Source organism: Streptococcus sp. 2_1_36FAA (genome assembly GCF_000161955.2).
Classification (GTDB): domain Bacteria; phylum Bacillota; class Bacilli; order Lactobacillales; family Streptococcaceae; genus Streptococcus; species Streptococcus gordonii.
Window position 1 is genome coordinate 1 of the sequence record NZ_KI391972.1, and the last position, 2,682, is coordinate 2,682.

Annotated in this window: 3 protein-coding genes; all 3 read right to left on the bottom strand. The window is 37.3% G+C overall.

What is annotated here, in order from left to right:
* Positions 1 to 698 precede the first annotated feature (698 nt).
* The 3 genes from HMPREF0847_RS00010 to HMPREF0847_RS00020 all read right to left on the bottom strand — a co-directional run bounded on the left by HMPREF0847_RS00010 (position 699) and on the right by HMPREF0847_RS00020 (position 2,601).
* Positions 699 to 1,403, bottom strand: coding sequence for a hypothetical protein (locus HMPREF0847_RS00010; RefSeq protein ID WP_008808112.1), 705 nt, complete (start codon positions 1,401 to 1,403; stop codon positions 699 to 701).
* Positions 1,404 to 1,406: 3 nt separating this feature from the next.
* Positions 1,407 to 1,769 (bottom strand): hypothetical protein, encoded by a 363-nt coding sequence (locus HMPREF0847_RS00015; RefSeq protein ID WP_008808111.1) that lies wholly within the window; start codon positions 1,767 to 1,769, stop codon positions 1,407 to 1,409.
* Positions 1,770 to 2,061: 292 nt separating this feature from the next.
* A complete protein-coding gene (locus tag HMPREF0847_RS00020) occupies positions 2,062 to 2,601 on the bottom strand; it encodes a T6SS immunity protein Tdi1 domain-containing protein (protein ID WP_020992566.1) in 540 nt (179 codons plus the stop codon).
* Between the last annotated feature and the right edge of the window lie 81 nt (positions 2,602 to 2,682).

Here is a 2,682-nt window from a genome sequence, read left to right on the forward strand (position 1 = left end):
TCAAACCCTTTCGGTTCCAACCAGCTAGTTTTCGTATTTGTTCGTCCATGGCATCCAATTCGCGTTTTCCACTGAGAGCCCCGTGAAGAATTGACACGACGATCACCCATACCTGAAATTTTTGTTGGATCTCCACCAGCAATTTGATCTGGATCATGAAGAGCTGCCTGCTCCTTCAGCCATTCCTTAGCTTCAACTTGAGCTTCTTTAGGAGAAAGCCCACTTTCAACAAGTTCATCAATTTTATTTTCGTACGCCTTTTGTCTAGCTAATTTCTGAGCCTTACTACCCTCTTTAGAACGCCCTTCCTTCAAGTAGCGCTCACGATTATCAAAGTATTCTTGAACGGTCAAATCATTCAACCCATCTTGTTGACCTTTTAATTGACGAGAAAATTCTTTTTTATCAAATTTATCTTTATATTTAAATTCAACAGAAACCTCATCCAAGCGGGGAATCTCTTCCCCAATATCATCAGCAAAATTATCGGCTACTCGTTTTCCTGTTTCTGCAGTCTCTTCTAAGCCTTTGGCTACGTCATCGCTATGCTTAGCCAACTGCTCGCTGACTTCTTGTTGGAACTCACTGGCACCCCTCTGACTAGCTCCGATCTTGGCCAAACCTTCAGAATTTTCAAAAACAACCTAACAAAGATAGTCAGGTTGCCTCGTTTGGTAATTCAATTTCAATTCAAAAACTTAAAAATCCAAGCCAATGATTATCCACTCATCAATGAAGTCCCAAAAATTTAGACCACTTTTTGGTACTTCTCTGCTAGACCAAAGATAAGCTCCAGTTTCTATATTCTGTGTCAAATCCAGAACGATATAGGTCCCCATCCCGTTACTGAAAAAGTTGTAGCAAGAGGTCAAATCCATCTCTAGCTGGTCTTCATATTCCCATTCAAAATCAGCCATAGAATCGATATTTTCAGCGCTATCCAAGCCCATTGTTTTACTCGGATAGTAATAAAAACCATTATGAACTTTTGTGTAAAAGTTTACAATTGTTTTATCTATATTTTCAACTGTACAGTCAAATTTTTTACCAAAATTTGATTCAGATAGTGGATTTTTCCCTTCGTAGAAAGCTGTCTTCTGAGTCTTGTAACTAAGAAGTGTATACAAAATAGAATACTCTTCTCCAATTCTCATCAACTCAATATCAGTCAGATATGTTTGTAGATAAAGAATAGTATTGCTCAATTCCCTTGCAAGATATTTCTGCCATTCTCCTAAAACAATTGATTTTCTATCTTCCAAAGTATCGGCTAGAAAAGCCGCTTTCCAATATTCTGGAATCGGTGCATTTACAATTGTTGATTTATCAGTTATAAATTCTACTTTATTTTTAGACGATAGAGTATATCTATTTAAAAAAGTGATTTTTTCAGATTGAGTCATCTATTACCCTCCATTATATTTGACAAAATTATCTATCATACCTTGTAAAAGTCGTTCAAGTTTCTTTTCTTTCATCATCATCTCAGCTCTGAATGCTGAATCAATAGGCACTCCTGTTTTCTTGTACAACGTCCAATCCTCATAAGTTTTGGCGCCCTTTGAGGCATTGGCTGACTTACTAAGACCAACAAAGTTATCCTCATAATTCAACACTTCAAGTTGTTGCACTATAGTTAGTTTCTCAAATCCATCCATTCTCGTAATTCTATCCATAGATACAATATGGTCAGCTTCTAAACGTTTTGTAATCTCATTTCCAGGTATTACAGGGTCATTCATTGGCAATGTAATGCCATCATTTACCATATCCCTTATTTCCTGAGTAGGAGTCTCTGATCGTAAACCATTATATTCTTCTTGAGAGATTTTTCTTTCACCGAATCTAGGCTCAGTTTCAGGTATCTCTAGCTTATTAAGACCTTTGCCAGTCTCTTTCGCGCCTCGAGCGACATCATCAGATGCATTGTAGACACGGGCACTACTTTTTGTAAAGTTGTCACTAAAGTTTGCTGGCTCTACAACCCTAGTATACCATAAACCATATGGACCAGCGTTTGATAAGCCACAAGAAAACCACCTCGAGGGTGGTTTTTTGTTATCAATCGTCCATTACTCCGCCTGTGAGCTGGTACATGAGGTAAATGTGCTCCAAGGTTTTTACCTTATCCATATGGTCCACATCTTTTACTCCTCCCAAGGCTAGTAAAGGAACAAAACCGAAACATTGGTTATAAGACAAGGGACCTTGTTTTAACACAGCCTGTCTATATAGATCCAGTTCAAAGTTATCAGTCACATATGAGTTATCTAAATACTGAAGAAAATATTTCAGGCTCTTGATAATAATGTCGCAGTCTTGAAGATTGTATTTTACAATACCAACAAATTCATTCTTTTCCCAAGTAATAATATCTCCAAAGGCTGTTACGAACATAGGAAAAGAGATATCTCCTCTGAAATAACTATCTTGGAGAAGTTCAAGATAGTCATCTGGATTGATGACTTTTAGATAACCATCTAAAAAGGTTCCCAAGCCATCCTCCTGCCAAATTTGAACTAACTCAGCTGAAACTTGATCCTTGTATTTTTCAATAACTTCTTGGGGCATATCCGCCACTTTTACAAAGTTTTCTAACATTTTTTCCTCTTTCTAGTTAATAACTTAGGTTAATATTGAGATAGGTAGTCTTAAGCTCTTCCGGAGATAGACCTGCAGCTA

What these genes read in the sequence shown, in the direction of transcription:
- HMPREF0847_RS00010 (WP_008808112.1), bottom strand. Translation starts at nt 1,403, where the DNA reads ATGACTCAATCTGAAAAAATCACTTTTTTAAATAGATATACTCTATCG.
- HMPREF0847_RS00015 (WP_008808111.1), bottom strand. Translation starts at nt 1,769, where the DNA reads ATGGTAAATGATGGCATTACATTGCCAATGAATGACCCTGTAATACCT.
- HMPREF0847_RS00020 (WP_020992566.1), bottom strand. Translation starts at nt 2,601, where the DNA reads ATGTTAGAAAACTTTGTAAAAGTGGCGGATATGCCCCAAGAAGTTATT.